Below are 23413 nucleotides of genomic sequence, written 5' to 3' on the forward strand. Positions count from 1 at the left end.
TCATGGCGCTGGAATACTGGCCTTTTGATATGTGCCTGGCAAGAGGCTTGATCATCGACGATCCGCGAGGTCTGAGCCCCCTGGATTCGCGGCAGGGGAGGAAGCGGCCGGCGCCTGTTGCGGATGCTGATCCAGATGCTGCAGCAGGGACTGGGTAAAACGCAGCAGGGCCAGGTCCAGGGCGTTGATTGCAGCGCTGGCATCGATCCCGGCATTGTCCTGGCAGGCCCGCTCCAGGGCTTCGCAACGGGCCTGCAAAGAGGTGGCGCCGACCATTTGCGCCGAGCCCTTGACCTTGTGTGCCAGGGCCCGCAACGCCTGGGGATCGTCGGCCGGAATGAGCCCCAGGGCGAGGCGATCTTCGCGACAGCACTGCAGGAGCTCCTTGAGCATGCGCAAGACAAACAATGGCTGGTTGCGGGTCAGGGTGCGCAGGACCGACATGCTGAAACTGTCCGCCCTGGGCAGCGCCTTGAGTGTCTCCAGCTTCTGGCCCAGCAGGTTCAGGTCCAGGGGCTTGAGCAGGCAGTCGTGCATGCCGGCATTGCGGCAGCGCTGGATTGTCTGGGGATCGTCGCTGGCGCTGCAACCGAGCAGGGTCACCGCCGGCCGCTGTTGCCGCGCTTCGTTCCGGCGGATGGCCTCGGCCAGTTGATAGCCGTTCATCAAGGGCATGTTGCAATCGACGATCAGCAGGTCGAAATCGCCTTTTTGCCATTGCTCATAAGCCTGCCGCCCATCCCCGGCGCAGGTGACCCGGTGCCCGAGGTATTCCAGTTGTTCCTGCAGCAGTGTCAGGCTGGCGCGATGGTCGTCCGCCAGCAGGATGTCCAGAGGCAGCTGGTTGGCCTGGGGCACGTTGGCCGGGCTGGTCTCGGCAGCTCCCTCTCGTCCGGCCAGGGGCAACTCCACCCGGGCTTCGCTGCCGGGGCCGCTGCGCCCGTGCAGGCTCAGTTTGCCGCCCATCTGCCGGCACAGCTGATGGCTGATGGGCAGCCCGAGCCCGGTACTGTCCCGGGGCGACTGGCTGTGCGGGTCAACCTGGGCAAAGGGTTGCAACAGCCGTTGCCGTTCCTCCCGGGGAATGCCTATGCCGGTGTCCAGCACCTGCAGTTTCAGCTCGTAGTGCCCCGCACGCATCGCAGGTTGCAGTTGCAATCTGACCTGCACCGCACCCTGGTGGGTGAACTTGATCGCGTTGCTCAGCAGATTCGCCAGCACCTGCTTGAAACGCAGGGCGTCGATCAGCACCAGGGGTTCCGGCTCCGGTGCCTTGAACTCAAGGTTGAGGTCCAGGTGCTTCTGGAGAGCCAGGGCCTGGAACACTCCCATCACCCCATCGACGCTGCCCCGCAGGCTGCTCCAGGTTGGGTTCAGTTGCAGGTGGCCGGATTCGATCCGGCTGATGTCCAGCAGGTCCCCGAGCAGCTCGCGCAAATCCCTGGCGGCGCCCAGGGCCAGTTCCAGGGAGGCATGGTTTCGCGAATGGGCCCCGGTTCGTTGCAGCATCAGCTCCAGCAGCCCGATGAAGGCGTTCAGCGGAGTGCGGATTTCATGGCCCATGTGCCCCAGGAACTGGCTTTTGCGCCGGTTGGCTTCTTCAGCTTGGCGCTTGCCGGTGTCCAGGGCGGCCACTGACTGTTCCAGTGCCCCTGATTGTTGCCGCAGCCTGCGCAGTTGTCGGTGGAGTCGGGCCTGGTTCAGCCATGACGCGAGCATCAGGACCAGCAGCGTGATAACGACCAATGGCGAGCACAGGACTTCGATCATCGCCGGGGCGCTCGGCAAGGCCAGGGCTTCAGGATCTGGCGCTTCATATCAGTTCATTGCGCTTGGCCATGTCCACCAGTTCATTCATGGAAGTGGTGGCGAGTTTTTGCATGATGCGCTTCTTGTAAGTACTGACAGTCTTGTTGCTGAGAAACATGCCCGTGGCAATTTCCTTATTGGTTTGGCCCATTGCAAAAAGTTTCAGCACCATCAACTCCCGATCATTCAGCGAATTGAACTGTGCCAACTCCAAAGTTGCACCAAGAGCGCTCCGATCAACTTGCAACGCCTGGCTAGGGAAGTAGTTGTAGCCACTGCAGATGGCCTTGATGGCACTGAGCAGTTCACTCAGATCTTCTTGTTTGCAGACATAGCCGCTGGCCCCGGCGCGCATGCAGCGATTGGCGAACAAGGCCGCTGACTGGGCTGTGAGGACCAGGATTCGCAAGGGCCTGGGCATGTTGCTCAAGCGCTCCAGCAGCTCCAGGCCATCGAGTTTTGGAATGCAGATATCGAGTATGACCAGATCCGGTTCGCATTCGCGGACCATTTGCAAGGCATCGACTCCATTATCGGTTTCCCCGAAGATTTTATAGCCCTCGTGTTCCAGCAGAATGCGAATGGCCAGGCGTATGACGGGGTGATCATCAACGATAAGTACTGAGCCCATGCTGGTCTCCTGCCGGTAAATGGAGGTTCGAACAGTAGCCCAGCTGAGGGAGTGGAAGTAGTTGCGAAAGTGTGGAAAAACCCAATCTAAGACGGGTCCTACAACGAATAAGGGGAGGTATTACAGCCAGTTGGCAGTGAAGGGAAGTTAAAGTCGGATAGATGTGCATCGGGCCGTAGGGGACGGCCGCTAAAAGGCGCTGGTGAATGCCATCGCAGGCCGCCCCCCGCGAGGAGGGCGGCCTGGGCCTCATGGAGTTTTCTGATCGATGCCGGCTTGCAGCAGCTGGCTGTCACTGTGGCCGCCGACACGCAGCGGACCGAGGTTGAACAACTGGTCCTTCTGGGTGGCGTCGTCCTGTTTACGGGTCAGTTCGGCAGCGCTGCCCAGGGCAACGTTGACCGGTGACTTGGACAGATTGGCGCCGACGTCCACGCGCAATTCCGAGCCGGCCAGGTCGGTGCTGGTGACCTTGGACCCCCCCAGTTCGACGCGACCTTCGCTGGCCCCGATGCGGGCACCGGTGAGCTGGGTTTCGCCGCCGACCTTCAGGTTGACGCCCTGTTGAGCGCTGATCCCCGAAGCCTGTTCCACGCGGTTCTTGCTCTCGTGGCTGACGTTCAGCTTCAAGCTCGGGGTATAGGAGGTATTACCGCTCTTGTCGCCAAACAGCACGCCTTCAGCGGTATTGGCCACCTTGCTGCCGGCGGTGTTCTTCTCGCTGACCGAATAGCTGTCGCTGGTTTTTGGCCAGAAGCGCTCTTTCAGGCTGGAGAGACGGTTGCCCACGGCGTCGGCTTTGTCGGCCAGGTAGTTCTTGGCCTTGTCCACGCCGTTGCCAATGGCGCCGCGTGGTTCAGGGTTGACGTCGTAGCTGCCGCTGCGGCTGAGTTTCTCCCCCAGGCGCTCCTTGGCGTCGCTGGCCTTGGCGACCACGCTGTCCTTGGCCGAACTGACCTTTTCCACCCCTTTGTCGACGGCGTTTTCCAGCTTTTCGCGGTGCTTGTCGAAGCCTTTTTCGGCCTTGGCCTGCAGGCTGTCCTTGAGTGGGCCGGCGGGTTTGGCCAGCTTGCTCACCAGCCCCGGCTGGTTTTTCGCCACGTCCAGTTTGGCGTCGATGTTGACCTGGGTGTTACGCAGCCGGTCCTGACGGCTTTCGATGTTGAGGTCGCCACCTATGGCCCCGTCGAGCCGCTGCGCCTCGATGTTGGCGCCGGCCAGATGCACGTTGCCGGCACTGTTGAGGGTCACCTGATCGGCCTTGATCAGGCTGTTGTGCTGAGTCGTGCTCTGACGCTGATCGACGTCGATCTTGACCCGGGCATTGATCCCGCGATCGACTTTCGGCGAGTCGTGCTCACTGGCGTCGGCCAGGGTGGTCTTGCCCATGCTGCCACCGGCGCCCAGGGTCAGGCCCCAGTTGTTGTGAGCCTGGGTGGATTGCGCCGACTCCTGGTAGATGCCGCCCTGGGCCGCATCCAGCACCACTTTGGCGGCGTCGATCCGCGTGCCCTGCAGGTGAATGGCGTTGTCGCCCTCGGCTGCGCTGCCCAGTAGTACCTGGCCTTGGCTGTAGAGCTGGGCGCCGCGCTGGCTCTGGTCGTTTTCAGAGACTCGGCCAATGTTGAAGTTGGCGCTGAGGTTGACGCTCTTGCCGCTGCTTTGCTCGCTGCTGGTCTTGCTGCCACCGGCCGTGAAGCCGCCACCGAGGTTGCTGCCCTGGCTATGGTGGGTGTCCACCGCCGCTTGCAGGTCGAGCTTGCCGCCGGCGTCCAGGGTGATGTCGCCGGCCGGACGTGCGGCGTTGCCGATCTGTGTGCCTTGCAGCGTCAGGTCGGTTGCACTCTTGAGGTTGACCGGTCCCTGGCCCTGGATGCTGGCGACCCGCGCCTGGCTGTCCTGCTGCTCGAGGCTCTTGTGATCCAGTTGCAACCCGGCCCCGACGTTGAGGTTGGTGCCGCTGGTACCCGGAGTGGTGCCCAGGGTCAGGGAGGCATCGCCACGCAGACTGGAGTTGCTGCTGCTCTGGCGGTCATTGGCCTGATTGAGTGCCAGCTTGCCGTCGGTCTTGATGTTGACGCCGCCCAGGCCGCCATTGAACTGGCTGCCTTCGAAGCTGGCATCGCCACCGACCTTGATGTCCACGCCCTGGCTGCCGGCGTAGCTGCCGACCTGGGCCTTCTCGGTGCTGCTGGTGACGTTGCTGCTGCCGCCGGCACCACTGGCGCGGATGTTCAGGTCTTCACCGGTGTTGGTGTAGACCCGCACGCCAACCTTGGCGTCCACGGCCTGTTCGCTGCTGCTGTGGGTATCGCTGGCGGCACTGGCTACCAGGCTGCCGGCACTGATCTGCACGGCACCGTCGGTGGCGCGGTACTGGGTGCCCTGGTCCTTGAGTTGCCCGTCGGCCTTGACCGCGACCTGGGCGCCGCTCAGCTGGCTGACCACTGCGGTGCTGGCGTTTTCGCTGCGTTGGCGGTTCTGGTGGCTGACATCCACATCGAGCCCGACATTGGGCTGTTCCAGGGCATCGAGCACCCCAGGCTGGTGGAACTTGCGCTGGGCCACGCCCTGGATGGCCTTTTCGATGGGGCGGGTGACGCCCTTGTATTCGACGTTGGCGCCGACATCCACCGCCCAGTTGTTCTCCTTGTGGCTGCTGCTTTCGCTGTTGTGCGCGGCCTGATTGTCGATCTCGGCGGCATTGACCTGCAATGCGCCGCCGGCCTTGACCTGGGCGCCTTCGGTGCTCAGGCGGTTGCCGGCATTGATGGTCAGGTTGCCGCTGGCAGCGATGTTGCTGGTCTGGGCAGTGCTCTTGCTGCTGCTGTCCTGGCTGCTGTTGTGGGCCACTTCCACGCCGTTGCCGGCGCGATCCAGGCCGCCGGTGTAGTAGAAGCCGCCACCGGTGGTGGTGCTGTCGCTGTGCTTCTGGGTTTTATTGTCCGCGGCCAGCAGCTGGACATTCTTGCCGCTCAGGCTGGCATCGCCGGCCGTGGCCGCAAGGTCGCTGCCTTGCACCTTGAGATCCTCGCCGGCAGTGACCGCCAGGGTGCCGCCAGTGAGGCTGGAGGCCTGTTGCCGGGTGCTGTCGCTGCTGTCGTTGCGCTGCTCATCCTGGTAGCGAACCCCAGCCCGGTACTGGCCGGTGCCCGGTGCGTTTTCCTTGGCGTAGGCGTCGAAGCCGCGCTTCTGGGTGCTGTTGCTGTCGTGCTGGGTGTCTTCGGCTGCGACGACCTTGATCGTGCCCTTGGCGCTGGCGTCCAGTGCTCCCGTAGCGGCGACCTGGGAGCCGCTGATGGTCAGGTCCTCGGCACTTTGCAGCTTGAGGTTGCTGTCCGAACGCACCTGGCTGCTGACGGTGGTGCTGTCCTTGTGCTGCTGACGGCTTTCATCCTTGGCGATACCGAAGAACTTGCTGTCCTTGCTGTGGCTGTTGCGGTGGGAGGTGTCCTGCACACCGTCGATGGTCAGCGAACCCTTTTCACTGATGACGCTGGCCTGGGTGCCGCCCCGGGCCTGGCTGCCGCTGATGCGCACACTGTCGGCGCGCACGATCAGCTTGCCGTCGGCGTTGACCTTGCTGCCCTGGTTCTCGGTCTTGCCCTGGTCGCCGTCGGCGTTCTTGCCGAAGAAACCACCGCCCACCAGGTCACCGGAGTACTGCTGGTTGCTTTGGCTCTGCCGACGGCTGGCGCTGTTGATGTCGACGTCCTTGGCGGCCAGCTGGATGTCGCCCTGGCTGTGCAGCTCGGCGCCCTCAAGGCGCAGTTTCTGCTGGCTGTCGAGTTGCAGTTGCTTGCCGCTCTTGAGCTGGCTGGTGACGCTGCGCTGCTGGCTGCTGGCGCTGTCCCAGTTTTCCTTCCACAGGTGCTTGCGGTGCTGGCCCTGGTCGCGCTGGGTCTGGGTTTCGGTGGCGGCAGTCAGTTGCATGTCGCCGCCGCTGCGGGCACTCAGGCGATTGCCGGCTTCGACGCTGCTGCCCTGGATCTGGGTATTGGCGCCGGAGTTCAGCTCGGCGTCATGCTGGGCCACTACCTTGTTACCGTGCTGGCGCGTATCGCTGTCGGTCTCGGTACGGTCATAGGTTTCCCAGGTGATGCCGATGGTGCTCTTGTCCCACTGCTGGCGTTTTTCCTGGAGCTTGCGGCTTTCGATACTGCTCAGGGTAAGGTTGCGCCCGGCATCGAGCTTGACGTTGCGGCCGCTGACGTCGGTGGCGGCCAGGGTCAGGTCCTTGGCACCGTGGAGTTCGATATCGCCCTGGCTGCGCACGCCGGCGCGCGTGGCGTCGAGGCTGTTGGCCACGGCCTCGCCGCGGATGTCCAGATCACCGGCGGAGCTCAGCTTGACTCCGTCGCGGCCATCCACCTGGACGGCGCCCACGCGGACTCCAGCACCTTCGGCGGTGCTGACGATGTTGATCCGTCCGGCCTGCATGGCGCCGAACAGGCTGGCATCGATGCGTTGATCCTGGGTGTGGCTGGTCGGGTCGACCTTCAGCACCTTGCCGCTGGGGTAGTCGAGCTGGTTGCGGCCCACGGTCACGTTCAACTGGTCCCGGGCGGCGAGGCTGCCCTTGCTGTCGATGCGCGGGGCGATCAGGTTGATCGAGCCTTCGGCATTGCGCAGGCCGCCGCCGTGGATATCCAGCTGGCCTCGGGCGCCCTGGGTGTCGAGACCCTGCAGCTTGCCGTCCTGCAGTTCCGGGCGGCCCACCACCAGGCTGGCGTTGGGGGTGTTGATGAAGCTGCCGCCATTGACCGAGATGCCATTGGGGTTGGCCAGTACGAAATCGGCGGCGCGGCCGAAGATTTCCTGGGCGCCATTGAGTTGCGAGGCGTTGCGACTGATCACTTCGTTGAGGATCACGCTGGCCGCCTGGCCCTGGAGCTGTGCGTTGGCTGCCAGTTGCCCGGCCAGTTGCGATTGCCCGGCCTGCAGGGCGTTGTTCAAGACCACGCCTTGTTGCCCGACGTTGTAGTCGAGGAACTGGTTGTGGGACAGGCCGCCGGCATTGGGCGCGACGATGTTGACGATGGGTACGCCACCCTGGTTTTGCAGCTGTGGGGTGCCGCCGGGGCCTTCGACCACGGTGATTCCGCCGGCCAGGGCCAGGGGCAGATGGGACACCAGCAGCAGGCCGGCGATGGTCCAGCGCAGTGTGCCCTGGGGTGAAAGGTTGAATCTATGAGTGTTGTCAGGCATGAGAACCTCGTGCTGAGTGGGTGAGCCGGGCGTTGCTTTCTTGGGTGCAACGGCGCGTGGTGCTCAGGTTCATCGGGTGTTTCAGGCTAATCGGCGGTTGATCAAATCTGCAGGCTGAACCTGGCCAGCCAGACTTCCGGCTCCGTGCGAAAGCCCTGCGGGGTGGTGAGGCTGCGTTGGTAATCCAGGTCGACCTGGAGTTTTTTCCACGCCAGGTTGAGGCCCAGGCTGGCACCGCCGAGATGGCGGCTCTGGGCACCGTGCTCGGCCTTGATCCAGCCGTTGTCCAGGCCCAGGCGTGGGGTGATCTTGACCGGCAGGTCGCTGTTCAGGGGTAGGCGCAGGGTGTTGCGCCAGACCGCGCCGATGGCGCCGGAGGCGCTGTTGATGCGGTAGCCGCGCACCGCAGAATCGTCGGTGCCCAGCAGTTGCTCGATGGCCGGCAGCGGGTCCGGGCTGTACTGGGCCGAGAGCTGGCTCTGCCATTGCCAGCGCTGCTCGCCCCACTGGCCGTTGCGCCATTGGCTGAGGCCGGCGCGGTACTTGCGGAACTGCGCCTGGGGCAGGTTGCGTTGCAGCTGTTGCGAGTCGCGATCGGCGCCGAACCAGGTCAGGCCCTGGGCGTAATTGACATCCAGGTTCCATACCGCGCTGTTGAGCCAGAACAGGTTGAGCCCCGCCTCGGCCACGGTCAGGGTCGGGCTCTGGATCTGCAGGTGGGCTTTTTGCAGGTAGCTGTCCACATCCTTGTAGGCCAGTTGCAGGTTGGCGCTGAGCTGGTGGCTCTGGTCGCGCCACAGCACCCGGTCGGCGCGGCCGCTGACCATGTCGGTGCGGCCGCTGTTGTACAGGGTGGTGCGGGCCAGCTTGAGCGGGGCGCGGTATTCGGCGTGGCTGGCGAACAGGCTGTAGGTCCAGTAACCGTAGGGCACCGAGTAGAACAGGCTGCTGCTGCGGCTGTAGCGCGGGCCGTGGTTGAGGGTGTCGCTGTAGTTCAGGTTCAGCGCGTCGTTGATCTGCAACGGGCTGTCCAGATTGAGGTTGATCGACTGCCGGTCGCGGCCGGTGCCGGCACTGCCGAGGTTATCCACACCCAGCCCAAGGCCCCAGCGCGCGGCGCTGCTGCGCGAACGCAGGATGATCCGCGAGGCACCGGGCTGGCTGCCTGGGGCGATGTCGGCGGTCAGGTCCAGGGAGCGCAGGCGGTTCAGTTGATCCAGGCCCTGCTCCAGGTCTCGCAGGTTCAGGGGCTTGCCGAGCATGCCCGGGAAAGCCCCGCCCAAGGAGACTGGCAGGCTCTGGTCGGCCAGTTCGATGGCTTCGACGTAGCCTTCTTCCACCAGGATATCCAGGCTGTGGCCGGCAGCCGGGGTGCTGGCCAGGTAGGGGCGGCTGGCGATGTAGCCGGCCTCGACGTAGAGACGGGTGATGGCTGCCAGCAGCTGGTTGATCTGATTGACCCCCATGCACGGCGCTACGTACGGCTTGATGTAGTCATTGAGCCGGGTCTTGGCGAACAGACTGACGCCACCGATGCGGGTGCCGCTCAGGGGCCAGCAGCGGCTGTCGCTGGCGGTCTGTTCCGGCAGGGTGGGCGTGGCCGGGGTGCTGCTGAAGCTGCCGCGCTGCATCTGCCGCTGGCGCTGCTCCAGTTGCAACTGCTGCAGGTCCCGTTGCTGTTGCTGCTGCAGGCGCAGGGCTTCCTGGCCTGGTTGCAGGTCGTCGGCCAAGGCCGGGGTCAGGCAGGTCAGACCCAGTACCAGTCCCAGGCACCAGTTGCCGGTGTGGGCGAGAAGGGAGCGGTCAGTGCGTGATGAATAGGGCACTTGGCATCCTTACTGTAAAAAGACCAAGTGACGAACAACAGAAAAGCCGATCGGTGAGGCTCAACTAGTGACGTCGCTTTAAGTTCTGCACTGTGAATATGAGGCGCCGTCGATATCTATATCGGGGGCCAATCTTCAAGTGCTCGAGAGTGACAAATCCTGAGTGAGAGCCGGGTGCTTCAGTGCAAATTCAGGTTATGACAAAAGGGTTGAGTGAGTGCTGGTCGAAACGTTACAGCGCAGTGTGAAATTAATTTTTCCGGGGGTGGTCAGCGGGGGAATTACTGGATGAAATTGAGACTATCCGAAAGCAAAAACTCGATTTGTACGTAAATTGTAAATGCATAGAAGGCTAACAAAATTTTCCTGTCGGCCTTGATCGGCAAGGGGTGCAGCGAATTATGAGGATTTTTGAAAGGTAGGATGTTTGGTTGAATCCAGGTGAAGTGTGTAATTCTGTGATGACGGGGCAATAACGTTAACGACTGCGGTGAGTGTTTATGGCTAGTTGCTCTTTCTATTCGAGTAGTTGCTCTAGTCTCGCCTGTTTTTAATTGAAGTAATGATTGTCAGGGAATTCCTTATACTGAAGCTCCAGAGTGAGATGCCCGGAATCACGAGTGTGCTGCCCCCTGTCTCGGCGCATATTCGAAGTTCACGGGTCGTTGTTGTGATGGCCCGTCTAGGGGAATCCCTTAGTTGTCGATTGGATGTTGCAGGTCATATCAAGTGCCTGGCGCCGCAGCCAGGCACTTGATGGAGGAGGGTCATTGCGGGCTTGAGCGCCCGGTCATTTCCCGGGCCATTTCACTGGCATAGCTGTCGGTCATGCCAGCGATGAAGTCGATCATCCGCAGGAACGACTTGTGCAGCGGCCAGTTCGGGTCCGGTGCATTGTTGCCCAGCAGATCGAGAATCCGCTGGTTCTTGAACGACGGAGTCTTGCCGCCGTGCTGCTCCAGTGCGGCACCGCAGAAGGAGTTCAGGAGTATTTCCAGGGTGGTGTAGGCGCCGATCTCGTGCAGGGTCTTGCGCTTGTCCTGGAAGATCTTGCGCCGTGCTACGTCCTTGGCGTTGAGCACGCAGCGCTTGGCTGGGCCGTGCATGTGCTCCACCAGGTCGCCGTGCAGGGTGCCGGCCAGCAGGGCGTCCTGCTGTTCGACAAAGGCCCGGGCGGCGGCGTTGGTCAAATGCTCGATGGCCTTGCCCCGCAAGATCGCCAGGCGCCGTCGGCGAGAGTCCCCCGGGCCCAGCTGGCGATAGGTTTCTGGCAGGTCGTTGCCCACCAGCCCCAACAGCAGGGCCTCGACCTCCGCGTACTCCAGCAGGTCCATCTCCAGGCCGTCTTCGAGGTCGATCAGGGCGTAGCAGATGTCGTCCGCCGCTTCCATCAGGTACACCAGCGGATGCCGGGCCCAGCGCTGTTCCTCCAACTGCGGCAGGCCCAGCTTGTGGGCGATCTGTTCCAGCAGCGGCAGTTCGCTCTGGTAGCAGCCGAACTTGTGTTTCTTGTAGCCCAGGGAGTCGGCGTGGCGCGCGGTCCAGGGGTATTTGAGGTAGGTGCCGAGGGTGGCGTAGGTCAGCCGGGTGCCGCCGTCGAACTGGTGATACTCCAACTGAGTCAGGACCCGGAAACCCTGGGCATTGCCTTCGAAATTGAGGAAGTCCAGGCGCTCCGCCTCGCTCATGGCGTCAAGCCAGCCGCGTCCGGCGGCCTGCTGGAACCAGTGGCGGATGGCGTCTTCGCCGGAATGGCCGAAGGGCGGGTTGCCGATGTCGTGGGCCAGGCAGGCGGATTGCACCACCATCCCCAGGTCGCTGGGTTCGCACCAGTCGGGCAGGGCGCCACGTAGAGTCTCGCCCACGCGCATGCCCAGGGAACGACCGACGCAACTGACTTCCAGGGAGTGGGTCAGGCGGGTATGGATATGGTCGTTGCTGGACACCGGGTGCACCTGGGTCTTGCGCCCCAGGCGGCGGAAGGCGCCGGAGAAGATGATGCGGTCATGGTCTTTATGGAAAGGGCTACGGCCGAGTTCTTCTGGGCTGTGCACTGGCTTTCCGAGGCGTTCGCGGGTGAGCAGGGTCTGCCAATCCAAGGCGGGGTCTCTCCGAAAAAAAACTGAGGCGCCCAGCTTCCGGGTTCCCGGGCGTGGCCGCAAGAGGCGCATGGCCTGCGCTCATGTATCCATCTGGCGGACGCCTTCGCTGGCAAGCCAGCTCCTGCACGGCAATGGCCTGGCCTGCGCCTCACCTGTAGGAGCCGGCTTGCCGGCGAAAGGGCCCGTAGGTCGTGCATCCATCACGTCGCCGCGCTCGCCGGCAGATGGGGTGGGGTTACAGGCCGGCAGCGTCGATATCGATCAGCAACAGGCGCTGGCCGTTGTCGAAGAACTGGCCGGCAGTCAGGCAATACTGGTTGCTGGTGGCGTCGCGGTAGGTGTTGGACAGGGTCAGGCGGCGCTCTTCCCAGCCTTCGGCCAGCAGGTGATAGAAGTACGGGCGCCAGGACCAGTTGTGGCCCACGTAGCTGCTGTCGGCCTGCCAGCGGTTGTGGCGCCATTCCAGGTTGGGCGTCAGTTGGGTGCCGTGACGGTCGCACTGGTAGAAACGCAGCAGCCAGGGAAAGGCCTCCACTGCGGGCAGTTGGCTGATGGGGGCCTGAGCCTGGGCCCAGGCCTGCAACAGGTTCATCAGCTCTGCCAGTTGCTGGCGCATGCGCATCAGGCGGTTGCGTTCGGCCAGCTTGTGCCGCACATAGCGCTCCCGCAGGCGGGCGAAGGGCTGGACAAAGGCATCGCTGGCGAACAGCTGTTCCTCGGCCCGGGCAAACAGGAAGCCCTGTACATAACGGGAACCGCACTCCAGGGCGAAATCCAGTTCGGCCTCGGTTTCCACTCCTTCGGCGATGATCCAGCAGCCGGTTTTTTCCGCCATCTGTGCCAGGGCCTTGACCACATCGCTGCTGGGCCCGCCCCGGGCAGCGGCCTGAAACAGGCGCATATCGAGCTTGAGGATGTCCGGTTGCAGCGCCAGTACCCGGTCCAGTTGCGAGTAGCCGGCGCCGAAATCGTCGATGGCGATTCGCGCCCCCGCCTGGCGATAGCGCGCCACCACCTCCGTCAGGCGCTGGCTGTTGCCCCCCAGCTCGGTGATCTCGAAGACGATGCGCCGTGGATCGACATCGTTTTGCTGCAACTGCTTGAGGCTGGGCAATGGCTGGCCTGGCCGCAATCGACTGATCCAGCGTGGGGAAATGTTCAGGCTCAGGAACCAGTCCGCCGGGGCTTCGTGGAGGCGGCGCAAAGCGTCGTCGCGGACCAGGCGATCAAGACGGCGCAAGGCGCTGGAAGGGGTGCGGGGATCGGCGAACAGCGGCCCCACCGACGCCAGTTGCCCATTGCCCTGGCGCAGGCGGCCCAGGGCTTCGACCCCGGCGATGCGCCCGGTAGCGGTATCGATAAATGGCTGGAAGCAGGCGAGCGGTTGCCCGTCGATCACAGGGCCTCCTTATCAGAGTCTTGTTGGTAGGGAGCTGAGGCTGTCGGGTAGACAGGCGTCCAGGCTGTGTGAACACTGCCGTTTTCGGCAATACGGCGTTTTCACACACCCTGGATCGGCCCCTGGGTAAGGGGGCCGATCCGGGTTGCTTAGCAAGAATGCAGCCAGATCAGCAGAGGCTGCTTGCAGGCCGGTTGCTGTTGGTCGCTCAGGGTTTGCGCGAGGTGCCTTGCAGCGCCAGCCTGATCAGTGGCAACAGGCTGGTGCCCAGGCGTATCAGACGGGTGAGGCTGCTGGTGCCGCCGCTCTTGGCACCCTTGCCGGTGATGAACCCCAACAGGGTCACCGCCGCCACGCCCCAAAGTGGCGCGTGCTTGATGCCAAAGCCTTCCTGCCAGCTTTGCCCAAGGCCGCGGACCCGTTGCAGGGGTTGCAGCAATTGCTGGGACTCGTGGCGGATTTCCTGGCGGTGCATTTCCATGCGCAGGCGGATCAGTACCTTGCGCATTTCCCGGCGTGAGGTGTTTTGCGGAATGTCCGGCAACTTCATGGCAGCAGGCGCTCCCGATCATTGGCCAGCTCTTCGAGCGTGGCGTGGAAGGGCGAGGATTCATCGAAGATCGCCGACTTCAGGCGCAGGCCGCAGAACAGTGCCGCCAGGGTATAGAACACGCACAGGCCGATGATCCCGGCCAGGCGGTAGCTGTCCCACAGCAGGATCAGCACCAGCGCCGACAACCCCACCAGCAACAGCAGGGCAAACACCAGGGCCAGGCCGGCGAACAGCAGCAGGCTTACGGTGCGCGCTTTCTGTTCCTGCAACTCGATGCCGAACAATTCGACGTGGCTGTGCAACAGGCCCAGGACAGCAGCCCCCAGGCGCCGCGAGGACGCGCTTGGACCGCTGCCGGACGAAGTGGATTCGCCGATAGCCATATCAGCGCCGCGTCGCCAGCAGGCCGATGAGAAAGCCGACGCCGGCAGCGATACCGACGGATTGCCAAGGGTTGCTCTGCACATAGTCCTCAGCGGCGGTGACTGCAGCCTGGCCACGCTGGCGCAGGGAGTCCTCCGTCAGTTGCAGGGTTTCCCGGGCCTTGAGCAGGCTGTCGTGGATCTGCTCGCGCAATTCATCGGCCTGGTCGCCGGCCAGGGTCGCGGTGTGTTCCAGCAGACGCTCCGTGTCACTGACCAGTGCCTGAAAATCCGCCATCAGTACTTCTTGAGCCGTCTTCGCCGTTTTGCTGGCCATGGTTGTTTCTCCGTTGATTGCGTGTGTGAGCTATGAGTGTGAGCCCCGAGCGAAGGTTCACTGTAATTGTCTGGTACAGCTTTTGCTTTGTCCTGGTGCGCAAGACGTGAGGCTTGCGCCGAAAACGAGCAAGGGTGGCGCTGCAGCCCGCGTAAACCCTGGGCAAAAAAATCACAACCTCAGGTCAATCGCCTTCCCGTGGTTTCGCGTACGGCCCCTGGCGCGCCAAAACGGTTCACCGATTACGCATGATGACGCGTCCCGGAGCCAACTTGGTGCAAGGCCGGCCGTGGAGCCGGGGAGATGATGGCCGATTTCGGATCTGCCTACTCCATGGAAAATCTGCAAAGCGCTGTGGACACCCTGGTCCACGGTTCCAACACCCTGTTCATTCTGCTCGGTGCGGTCATGGTCCTGGCCATGCACGCCGGTTTTGCCTTCCTTGAAGTGGGCACGGTCCGGCAGAAGAACCAAGTCAATGCACTGTCGAAAATCCTCAGCGACTTCGCCGTCTCGACCCTGGCCTATTTCTTTATAGGCTATTGGATCTCCTATGGCGTGAGCTTCCTGCAACCGGCGGCGGTGATCAGTGCCGACCACGGCTACGGTCTGGTGAAGTTCTTTTTCCTGCTGACCTTCGCCGCGGCGATTCCGGCGATTATCTCCGGTGGCATCGCCGAGCGTGCGCGTTTTGTGCCGCAATTGTGCGCCACGGTGCTGATCGTGGCGTTCGTCTATCCGTTCTTCGAGGGGCTGGTGTGGAACGGCAACTTCGGGGTGCAAGCCTGGTTGCAACAGCGCTTTGGCGCCAGCTTCCATGATTTTGCCGGGTCCGTGGTGGTGCACGCCATGGGCGGCTGGCTGGCGCTGGCAGCGGTGCTGTTGCTGGGGCCACGCAACGGCCGTTATCGCGACGGCAAGCTGGTGGCGTTCGCGCCGTCGAGCATTCCCTTCCTGGCGTTGGGCTCGTGGATCCTGATTGTCGGCTGGTTCGGTTTCAACGTGATGAGCGCCCAGACTCTGCAAGGGGTGAGCGGGCTGGTGGCGGTGAACTCGCTGATGGCCATGGTCGGCGGCACCGTAGCGGCGTTGATCGTTGGGCGCAATGACCCGGGCTTCCTGCACAACGGGCCATTGGCCGGGTTGGTGGCGATCTGTGCCGGTTCGGACCTGATGCATCCGGTGGGCGCCTTGGTCACCGGGGCGATTGCCGGGGCCTTGTTCGTCTGGTGCTTCATCGCTGCCCAGAGCCGCTGGAAGATCGACGATGTGCTCGGGGTCTGGCCGCTGCATGGCCTGTGCGGTGTGTGGGGCGGGATTGCCTGCGGGATCTTCGGCCAGAGTGCATTGGGTGGATTGGGCGGTGTCAGCCTGGCCAGCCAGTTGATGGGCACCGGCCTCGGGGTACTGGTGGCGCTGCTGGGCGGATTCGCCGTGTATGGCGTGATCAAGGCCGTCTGCGGGCTGCGCCTGACCCAGGAGCAGGAGTACTACGGCGCTGACCTGTCGCTGCACAAGATCGGTGCCGTAAGCCAGGACTGAGCGGCCAAGGGCCCTGGCAACGAGCTGCTCGGGGCCAGGGCGGGACGGCCTCAACCGCCCAGCAGGCGTGCTTCGCAGGCCTCGATCGCGGCCTGGGTGCCGGACACCAGCACCCGGTCGCCGGCTTGCAGGCGCGAGGTCTGGCCCAGGGGCAGATCGCGGCCATCGCGCTGTATCCCGCGCACATCCACGCCCAGCGCTTCCAGCCCCAGCTCTTGCAGCACCCGGTTGCAGGCGTGGGCGTCGGCGTCGAGGTTCACGGCGTGCATCTGTACTGCGGGCGGTTCGTGATTGTCCTGGGTGCTGCTTTGCGCCCCATGGTAGAAGCCGTGCAGCAGGCGATAGCGGCTGTGCCGCACCTCGTCCACGGTGCGTTGTACCCGTTGCTCTGGCAGGCCAAGCATGATCAGGGCGTGGGAGGCCAGCATCAGGCTCGACTCCAACAGCTCGGGCACCACTTCATTGGCGCCGGCGGCCTTGAGTTCCGCCAACTGGCTGTCATCCCGGGTCCGTACCAGGATCGGCACGTTGCGGTCCAGGCGCCGCGCGGCCTTGAGTACATTCAGCGCGATGTCGGTCTTATCCACCGCAATCACCAGCAGTCGTGCCCGCTCCAGGCCAACCGCCGCCAGCAGGTCACTTCGCCGGCAGTCGCCGTAATGCACGCAGCTTTCCGCCGCCGAGGCTTCCTGGACCCGCACCGGATCATCGTCCAGGGCGATGTAGCGCAGTTGCTCATGGCGCAGGAAACGTCCGATGGATTGGCCGACCCGGCCATAACCGCAGATCAGGACGTGGCCCTGCAACTGGGCGTTCTGCGCGCTGATTTCCTCCAGTTGGGCGGCCTGGTTGGGCTTGCGGTGCAGGCGGGCAGTGATTACCGGGGCGGCGCGCAGCAGCAGCGGGGTCAGCAGCATGGAGCAGAAGGTGGCAGCCAGCAGCAGGCTGCTGATCTGCGACGGGATCATCTGGCTCAGTTGCATCTGCGCCATCAGGGCGAAGCAGAACTCACCACCCTGGGCCAGGGCCAGGCCGCTGCGCCAGGCGGTCTCGCCGTCACTGCCGCGCAGCTTGAGCAGGGCGGCCACTACCGAACCCTTGATCAGCAGCAGGGCCAGGGTCAGGCCGAGGATCAACAGGCTGTGGTCGATGAACAGTTGCAGGTCGATGAGCATGCCGATACTGACGAAGAACAGCCCGAGGAGAATGTCGCGGAACGGACGGATATCGGCTTCGATCTGGTGCCGGTAGTGGCTTTCTCCCAGCAGCATGCCGGCCAGGAAGGCCCCGAGGGCCGGCGACAGACCCAGCAAGTGGGTGAGCCAGGCGGTCAGTAGCACAATCACCAGGGCCAGCAGCACGAACAGCTCGGCAGAGTGGGAGGCGGCGACTTCGTGGAACAGCCGGGGCAGCAGCCAGCGGCTGGCCAGCAGCAGGCCGAAGAACAGCACCAGGGTCTTGCCCAGGGTGGCGGGCAGGGCCCAGTACCAGGCCTGGTCACTGTGGCCGGCGAAGACCGGGACCAGGGTCAGCAACAGCACCGCCACCACGTCCTGGAACAGCAGCACACCGATGGCGTTCTGTCCGTGGCTGCTGAAGATCTCGCCAAGGCTGGTCAGCTCTTTGCTGACGATGGCGGTGGACGATAGGGCCAGGCCGGTACCCAGCATCAGCGCCGAGGTCAGGGGCATGCCGAACAAGGCCAGGAGCACGCCGAGGATCAGGCCGCTGCACAGCACTTGCAGGCTGCCCAGGCCAAACACCACGCGGCGCAGGGCGAGCATTTTCGACAGGGAGAATTCCAGGCCCAGGGAAAACAGCAGGAAGACCACCCCCAGTTCCGCCAGGTCCGGCAGGTCCTCGCTGTCATTGACCCAGTCCAGGGCGGTGGGCCCGACCATCAGCCCCACCGACAGATAGCCCAGGACCGGTGGCAGGCTCAGGCGCCGGAACAGCGCAATGACCACCAGTGACGAAGCGAGAATAATCAGCAGATTGGCAAACAACGGGCATCTCCGGACAAGGGGGCGGGCAGGGCAAAGCCTAGAGGCAAAAAGGCGCGAGGATCGCCCGGCTGGCGGTAAACGATTCTGACTCACGTCATTCTTTATCGAGAATGTCTCATATTCATGAGCCTTCGCTATGCTCAAGGCCTGTTGAGAAAAGCTGCGCCCGGGCGGGTCTGCAGGTGCCTGCCAGTGAGGAGCCGGAGAGATTTATGGAGCGTCTGTATTCGCTGCAAGGGTTGCGGGGCATCGCGGTATTGGGCGTGGTGCTGTTTCACATGATGTCGGTGGAGAGCAAGTATTCCGGTGGCGACATCCTGTTGCCGGCATGGCTGGACTTCTTCCAGCTCGGGGTCGATCTGTTCTTTGTCATCAGCGGTTTCGTGATGGTCATTGTCAGCCGCGGACGCTTCCAGAAGAGCCTCGAGACCCAGCGCTTCCTGTTCAATCGCCTGTCACGGATCTACCCGACCTATTGGTTGTATTTCTTCATCACCCTGGGGGTGTACCTGTGGCAGCCGGGGCTGGTGAACAGCAGCCATGGCGGCTCGAACCTGTGGATGTCGTTCCTGCTGCTGCCCAATGACAAGGTGCTGCTGGTGATGGTGGCCTGGTCGCTGCTGTTCGAATTGTGGTTCTACCTGATGTTCACGGTGTTCCTGTTCTTCAAGGAGCGGCGCCTGCCGCTGATTCTGCTGCTGTGGGCATTGGCGCTGGTGGTCTTCAACCTGTTGCAGAGCTGGCAGGACTATTCCCCGGCGCTGAAGATCATGCTGCATCCCTATGCGCTGGAATTCATTGCCGGCAGTGCCCTGGCGCTGTTTTTCTATGGGCCCTACAGCACCAGGGTGCCCACGGTGCTGGTCTGGGGCGCGCTGGCCGCGGCGTTGCTGGTGGGGGTGCCGCTGATCCATGGCTATCAGCTGTTTTTCACCGAGGGGTTGCCAAGAGTACTGGCGGTAGGGCTGACGTTTGGCACGCTGGTGCTGTCCCTGGCGCTGCTGGAGCGGCGGCAGTTGATCCGGATGCCTGGGTTTCTGACGGCTACGGGTGATATGTCCTACACCATCTATCTATCTCATCTGCTGGTGTTGGGGGTGGTGGGCAGGGCCTGGCAGGTGGTCGGCTCCTGGCCTGCCAGTTATGTGGACAACCTGGTCTTCTGTGTACTGATGATGACGGCGGTGGTCTGTTATGGCTGGGTGGGATACCAGTTCTACGAGAAGCCGATCCTCGATCGCGCCACGGCCTACTGCAAACGCCGCTTCAGCTCCGCGCCCCAGCGTAAACATTTCGATCCGGTGTAACGGCCAGGGTTGTTCCTGCTTATTCGGGTAGCCATCGATGCCGAAAGTCCTCAATGCAAATCTTGATGCCCTGAAAGTCCTGCTGGCGGTGATGGTGGTGGCGTTGCACTGCAAACTGTTGGGGGGCAACTACAACTGGGCGGGCTATGTGCTGTGCAACGGCCTGTTCCGGGTGGCGGTGCCGACCTTCTTCATCATCAACGGTTACTACCTGTACCAGACCCTTAGCGGCGGTCACTCCTTTGCCCAGTGGTTCAAGCGCGGCCTGTTGATCTACTTGTTCTGGATGCTGGTCTACAGCCCGCAATACGTCGATCCGGCGACCATCCTCAGCCTGGGCGGGATACTGGGAGTAGTGAAGAAGTTGCTGATCGGCTATTTCCACCTGTGGTACCTGCTGGGCATGCTCGGTGGCGGGGTGGTGTTGCTGTTGCTGCGTAACTGGCGTTCTGCGCCCCTGGCCGGCCTGGCGTTGCTGGCCTTCCTCAGCGGCCTGTGCCTGCAGTACGCACGGGTGTACTTCCAGTTGCCCAACGAGTTTGCCCAGCATTTCAACCAGAACGACTACACCGCGCGCAACTTCCTGTTCATGGGCTTTCCGTTCATGGCCATCGGCTTTCTCTGTGCCCGGCATCAGTTGGCGCAGCACCTCAGCCGGCGCGTCGTCTGGTGCTGGCTGATCCTGGGGCTGGGGGTGATCCTGGCCGAGGCCGGGGTGAACTTTGTCCTGCGGGCCGACGTCCAGCAGAACTTCGATTTTCTCCTGTCGTTGCTGGTGATCGCCCCGGCGCTGTTTTTGTTGCCGCTGGTGTACGTTCGGAGCAGTGAAAGCAATTTCGCCGCAAAGCTGTCTTCGGCGGTGTACTACGTGCACCCCTGGTTCATCTACGGTGCCCTGGCGCTGGGAATGGTTTACGGCAACCCGATGACGGGGCTGGTGCTGGTACTGGCTTTTGGCGTGGCGCCGCTGTTGATCCTGGCCAGCCGCCGGGTACGGTTCATTCTCTGAAGATGTCGGGTCGACGGCTTTTTCTACCGGGCCTAGAATAACGGCCTGTTCTTTTACGGTTGCACTGTCATGCCCCCTGAATGCCAATTGTTCGGCACCCTTGGTTGCCATCTGTGCGAGCTGGCCGAAGCCGAGTTGATGCCTCTGGTGGAGCACGGCCTGATGGTCGAGCTGGTGGACATTGCCGAGAGTCAGGAGCTGTTCGAAAGCTATGGCCTGCGCATCCCGGTGCTGCGCCGGGTGGACAATGGCGCCGAGCTCGGCTGGCCCTTCGACGCTGAGCAGGTGGTGGCGTTCCTGCGCTGACGCTTGGCTTGCAACATCCGGGCTTCCGCCTGTCGCCCGTGGTCGGAATTCATTGGCGAGATCCGTCGATTCGTTTACTGTATGCATATACAGCTATCGAGGAGTCTCGCCATGTCTCTCACTTTCCTGACCGGTACCGAACGCTTACAGCCGTTGCCAGCCTGTTTTCTGGAACTGGGTGACAGCGGTTGCGCTTCCCTGGCCAATGAGCCCACCGGTAGCGGGTTTTCCCTGGATCGGACCCTGGGTCTGGGGGCTCCTCAGATCCACGGCCTGCTGGTGGACGACGACAACCTGCTGGGCTTTGGCATCTACCCTGGGGACCGGCTGATTGTTGATCGCTCGGCCACCCCGGTGGTGGACCAGTACCTTGTGGTACGTCCTCAAGGCGCCCATGAATATTCGCTGCGCCTGCTGGCCCCCGATCCTCGTGGTGGTCTGTTGCTCAAGGCGGCGCGTCCTTCAATCCCTTCTCTGGTGCTGGATGACCTGGGTTCGATCGAGATCTGGGGCGTGGTGTTGTGGGTGGTCAGTTATGTGGGGCGCAAGCAGCCCTGATGGATGTGGCGGACGCTTCAAACCGTTAAAGGAATAAATGATGGTCAATGTCGAACAACTGAAAAACAGCGTGAACAGCATGTCCACCGATGTGCTCCGTGAGGCGGTGCTTGAGTTGCGCCTGGATGGGTTGGTCACCGAGGGCAAGACACCTTTCAACAAGCTGCACTTCAATACCTGTTTTGCCGAGATCGAAGCGCTGTTCCAGCGCGCGGGTTACCACCGGCAGTTGGATGTGGTGGGTTATCAGGGTTTGCTCTATGCCCTCTATGATCCGGGCCGCTGGGAGGCGGTGGATGTGCTGCGCTGGCTCAAGGAGTTCACCGAGGCAGCGGCCCAGGCCAAGCACTCCTGTGCCTGAGGTGGGCAAACTGCTTCTAGGTTCCTGAGGGTCGCTGTTGGATAATGCCGCTTCGCATTGATCCTTCGAGCTTTTGTATGTCCTCCGCGAGCTTTTCCGCTGCACAGCACCAGGCCAGCACCTTGTACCTGCCCCCCGGCTCCTGGCCGACGGTGCTGGATTGCCTGTGTGATCACTTCAAGGCCATCAGTCGTGAGCAATGGCTGGATCGTATTGCCCGCGGCCGGGTGCTGGATGGGCAGGGCCAGCCCATCAGCCTGGACCTGGCCTATCGCGAAGGCTTGCGGATTCATTATTTTCGCGAGGTGCCGGATGAGAAGGTAATCCCGGTGCAGGAGACCATCCTCTATGCCGACGAGCATCTGGTGGTGGTGGATAAACCGCATTTTCTTCCGGTCACCCCTGCGGGCGAGTACGTCGAGCAGACCTTGCTGCGTCGCCTTATCCGCCACCTGGACAACCCGAGTCTGGTGCCCCTGCATCGCATTGACCGGCACACGGCGGGGCTGGTGCTTTTTTCTGCCCATCCCGGTAGTCGCTCGGCCTATCAGGCGTTGTTCCCCACCCGGCAGATCGAGAAACGCTATGAAGCCATTGCCGGTGCCTTGCCACACCTGACTTTCCCCCTGGTGCACAAAAGCCGATTGGTGAACGGGGAGCCCTTCTTCCGCATGCAGGAGGCAGAGGGGCCGAGCAATACCGAAACTGCCATCGACGTCAGGGAAAGGCAGGGCGACCTGTGGCGCTATGCCTTGTACCCGGTGACGGGCAAGAAGCACCAGTTGCGGGTACACATGAGTGCCCTTGGAGCGGCGATCTGCAATGACCCGTTCTATCCCGAGGTGCTCAAGGATGCCGAGGACGACTATGACAATCCACTGAAGCTGCTGGCCCAGGGCTTGCGCTTCATCGATCCGTTGACCGGGCAGGAGCGCGAGTTCGAAAGCCGCATCAGCCTGCAGTGGTGAAAAACCGTCTCGCAGAAACAATAAAACCCGCCAAAGGCGGGTTTTATGGAAGCAAAACAACCACTGTCGGACTTACAGCTCCTTGACAGTGCGCACCTGATCCTTGTTGATGCGAGTCTGTTTGCCGTCCAGTTGTTCAAACTCGTAGAAGCCGGAATCCTTGTCGTATTTAGGGGTATCGACGGCCTGGATTTCGCGACCGTCATTCAAGGTGATCACTGTCGGCGAGGCGCAACCGGCGAGAGTGGCCAGGCCCAGTGCGAGCATGAGAGTGGCGAGGGTCCGTTGAGTCATTGTGTGTCTCCGAAATGAGTACTTTTGAGTGCTGGTCTTCAGACGTATACAACGCCTGCAAGTTCCTTGGCCAGGGACATTCTGTCACGTTGCCGGGCGGATCGCAGGCGTTGGCGGCTGCAGCTTAACTCACAGTGTCTGATCGTCCGAGATCTGGCTTTCTCGATGCCTGGGCTGCTTGCGCTGGAAGTCCGGGGCAAGGTGAATGCCGACCCCGCAGCGGCGTCGGAACAAAGGGCTGTGATATAACACCGGGCTGTGTCTCCTACCTCTGGATCGAGCCTATGAAAGCCAAGGCTGATGTACCTTTTGCTGCCCTGAACATTGCGGTGTTGACCGTCAGTGACACCCGCACCCTGGAAACCGACACCTCCGGCCAGGTCTTCGTCGAGCGCCTGGGCGCCGCGGGCCATCGTCTGGCTGCGCGGGTGTTGCTCAAGGACGATCTGTACAAGATCCGCGCCCAGGTCGCGACCTGGATCGCCGATGACGTGGTGCAGGTGGTGTTGATCACCGGCGGCACCGGTTTTACCGGTCGCGACAGCACTCCGGAAGCGGTGGCCTGCCTGCTGGACAAGCAGGTCGATGGTTTCGGCGAGCTGTTCCGGCAGATATCGGTGGCGGATATCGGCACCTCCACTGTGCAGTCCCGTGCCTTGGCCGGTCTGGCCAATGGCACCCTGGTGTGCTGCCTGCCGGGCTCCACCAATGCGGTGCGTACCGGCTGGGACGGGATACTGGCCGAGCAACTGGACTCGCGGCATCGGCCGTGCAACTTCGTCCCTCATCTGAAACAGGCGGCGCCCTGTGAATCCCGTGGGTAAGCCGGGCAAGC

19 protein-coding genes are annotated in these 23413 nt (G+C 62.7%); 8 read left to right on the forward strand and 11 right to left on the reverse strand.

The annotated features are described in order from the left end of the window. Positions 1-51: 51 nt before the first annotated feature. From FW796_RS09515 to FW796_RS09555, 9 genes are all read right to left on the reverse strand, one after another. Positions 52-1770 carry a response regulator gene (locus FW796_RS09515; protein WP_446439274.1) on the reverse strand — a complete coding sequence of 573 codons (1719 nt, stop codon included), beginning with the start codon at positions 1768-1770 and terminating at the stop codon, positions 52-54. A 43-nt stretch (positions 1771-1813) separates the two neighbouring features. Continuing rightward, on the reverse strand, positions 1814-2440 hold the full coding sequence (locus FW796_RS09520) for a response regulator (RefSeq protein ID WP_404937435.1): 627 nt from the start codon (positions 2438-2440) through the stop codon (positions 1814-1816). Between the two features lie 249 nt (positions 2441-2689). Continuing rightward, positions 2690-7648 carry a hemagglutinin repeat-containing protein gene (locus FW796_RS09525; protein WP_446439275.1) on the reverse strand — a complete coding sequence of 1653 codons (4959 nt, stop codon included), beginning with the start codon at positions 7646-7648 and terminating at the stop codon, positions 2690-2692. Between the two features lie 101 nt (positions 7649-7749). Beyond that, entirely contained in the window at positions 7750-9474 is a 1725-nt protein-coding gene (locus FW796_RS09530; protein WP_446439276.1) for a ShlB/FhaC/HecB family hemolysin secretion/activation protein, read from the reverse strand. A gap of 767 nt (positions 9475-10241) precedes the next feature. Then, positions 10242-11573 (reverse strand): deoxyguanosinetriphosphate triphosphohydrolase, encoded by a 1332-nt coding sequence (locus FW796_RS09535; RefSeq protein WP_446439277.1) that lies wholly within the window; start codon positions 11571-11573, stop codon positions 10242-10244. Positions 11574-11811: 238 nt separating this feature from the next. After that, positions 11812-12975 carry an EAL domain-containing protein gene (locus tag FW796_RS09540; protein ID WP_346632151.1) on the reverse strand — a complete coding sequence of 388 codons (1164 nt, stop codon included), beginning with the start codon at positions 12973-12975 and terminating at the stop codon, positions 11812-11814. Between the two features lie 208 nt (positions 12976-13183). Next, positions 13184-13525 (reverse strand): hypothetical protein, encoded by a 342-nt coding sequence (locus tag FW796_RS09545; protein ID WP_346632150.1) that lies wholly within the window; start codon positions 13523-13525, stop codon positions 13184-13186. After that, on the reverse strand, positions 13522-13911 hold the full coding sequence (locus FW796_RS09550; RefSeq protein WP_123727081.1) for a phage holin family protein: 390 nt from the start codon (positions 13909-13911) through the stop codon (positions 13522-13524). Before FW796_RS09550 ends, FW796_RS09545 begins: the two co-directional genes overlap by 4 nt. A 1-nt stretch (position 13912) precedes the next feature. Beyond that, entirely contained in the window at positions 13913-14227 is a 315-nt protein-coding gene (locus FW796_RS09555; RefSeq protein WP_011062506.1) for a DUF883 family protein, read from the reverse strand. Between the two features lie 333 nt (positions 14228-14560). On the opposite strand from FW796_RS09555, the gene FW796_RS09560 reads away from it, so the two are divergent. Further along, on the forward strand, positions 14561-15769 hold the full coding sequence (locus FW796_RS09560; protein ID WP_346632555.1) for an ammonium transporter: 1209 nt from the start codon (positions 14561-14563) through the stop codon (positions 15767-15769). Positions 15770-15819: 50 nt separating this feature from the next. Here FW796_RS09560 and FW796_RS09565 read toward each other — a convergent pair whose 3' ends face one another. Beyond that, on the reverse strand, positions 15820-17775 hold the full coding sequence (locus tag FW796_RS09565) for a monovalent cation:proton antiporter-2 (CPA2) family protein (RefSeq protein WP_446439278.1): 1956 nt from the start codon (positions 17773-17775) through the stop codon (positions 15820-15822). A 212-nt stretch (positions 17776-17987) separates the two neighbouring features. Here FW796_RS09565 and FW796_RS09570 point away from each other — a divergent pair, with 212 nt between their 5' ends. The 6 genes from FW796_RS09570 (at position 17988) to FW796_RS09595 (ending at position 22284) form a co-directional block, all read left to right on the forward strand. After that, positions 17988-19082 carry an acyltransferase family protein gene (locus FW796_RS09570; RefSeq protein WP_404937431.1) on the forward strand — a complete coding sequence of 365 codons (1095 nt, stop codon included), beginning with the start codon at positions 17988-17990 and terminating at the stop codon, positions 19080-19082. Between the two features lie 37 nt (positions 19083-19119). Continuing rightward, entirely contained in the window at positions 19120-20091 is a 972-nt protein-coding gene (locus tag FW796_RS09575) for an acyltransferase (RefSeq protein ID WP_346632147.1), read from the forward strand. A gap of 69 nt (positions 20092-20160) precedes the next feature. Next, positions 20161-20397 carry a glutaredoxin family protein gene (locus tag FW796_RS09580; RefSeq protein ID WP_102860924.1) on the forward strand — a complete coding sequence of 79 codons (237 nt, stop codon included), beginning with the start codon at positions 20161-20163 and terminating at the stop codon, positions 20395-20397. Between the two features lie 111 nt (positions 20398-20508). Next, positions 20509-20955: a S24 family peptidase gene (locus FW796_RS09585; RefSeq protein ID WP_346632146.1), complete on the forward strand. Its 447-nt coding sequence runs from the start codon at positions 20509-20511 to the stop codon at positions 20953-20955. Positions 20956-20995: 40 nt separating this feature from the next. After that, the gene (locus tag FW796_RS09590; protein ID WP_102860926.1) at positions 20996-21316 is read left to right on the forward strand and encodes a transcriptional regulator; all 321 of its coding nucleotides are present in this window, start codon (positions 20996-20998) and stop codon (positions 21314-21316) included. Between the two features lie 77 nt (positions 21317-21393). After that, on the forward strand, positions 21394-22284 hold the full coding sequence (locus FW796_RS09595; protein WP_346632145.1) for a pseudouridine synthase: 891 nt from the start codon (positions 21394-21396) through the stop codon (positions 22282-22284). Between the two features lie 72 nt (positions 22285-22356). Here the strand turns inward: FW796_RS09595 and FW796_RS09600 are convergent, their stop codons facing one another. Next, positions 22357-22578: a YgdI/YgdR family lipoprotein gene (locus FW796_RS09600; protein ID WP_015636515.1), complete on the reverse strand. Its 222-nt coding sequence runs from the start codon at positions 22576-22578 to the stop codon at positions 22357-22359. Between the two features lie 284 nt (positions 22579-22862). On the opposite strand from FW796_RS09600, the gene moaB reads away from it, so the two are divergent. After that, on the forward strand, positions 22863-23402 hold the full coding sequence (moaB, locus tag FW796_RS09605; protein ID WP_346632144.1) for a molybdenum cofactor biosynthesis protein B: 540 nt from the start codon (positions 22863-22865) through the stop codon (positions 23400-23402). Positions 23403-23413: the final 11 nt, after the last annotated feature.

The organism is Pseudomonas sp. 910_21 (genome assembly GCF_052850735.1).